The 543-nt window shown below is 66.9% G+C and carries 1 protein-coding gene; it reads left to right on the forward strand.

Annotated elements, in window-relative coordinates; genetic code table 11:
* Positions 1-103: 103 nt before the first annotated feature.
* Positions 104-451, forward strand: a complete 348-nt coding sequence (locus tag BN358_RS25850) for a hypothetical protein (RefSeq protein ID WP_232233426.1) — start codon at positions 104-106, stop codon at positions 449-451.
* Positions 452-543 lie beyond the last annotated feature (92 nt).

The raw sequence follows: 543 nt of genomic DNA on the forward strand, positions 1-543 counted from the left end.
CGTTGTGCGTCGGTGTGGTAGCCCACTGGTTATCGACCCATCTGGACCTGCAGGTCGAGTTGCGCGACGCTCCCGACGCGGAGCTGGCGGCCGCGATGACGAAATGCTGCGCATCGACGACCCGTTCGTGTCGAACCGGCGGGTCACCACGGGTGAGGTGGTGCTGGCAGGGATGGCCCTGGACGGAGGAGAACGGGTGGTCATCAACTGGACGGCGGCCAACCGTGACCCGTTGGTGTTCGGGACCCACACCTTCGACCCGGTGCGCCATGCGGCGAAGAACATCGTCTATGGCATCGGCCCGCATGTCTGCCCGGGCGCCCTCTGGCGACGCTCGAGCTGGTGGTTCTGGTCCGTGCGCTGCTCACTGCCGGACGCCTCGAACTTGCACCAGGCCGGGTGCCTGTACGAGAGGAACCCCCAGTCGGCGGATTCGAGATCTTGCCTGTGATCCTCAACCCCAGCTGAGTCGGTTCTCTTGCCCTTTGGCGGCGTCGGTTTGGTCACCCTCCGGTGCGCGAGCGCCGGGTCAGGCCTCCGGCG

Origin of the sequence: Sedimentibacter sp. B4 (assembly GCF_000309315.1) — a bacterium.
Taxonomy (GTDB): Bacteria; Bacillota; Clostridia; order Tissierellales; family Sedimentibacteraceae; genus Sedimentibacter; species Sedimentibacter saalensis.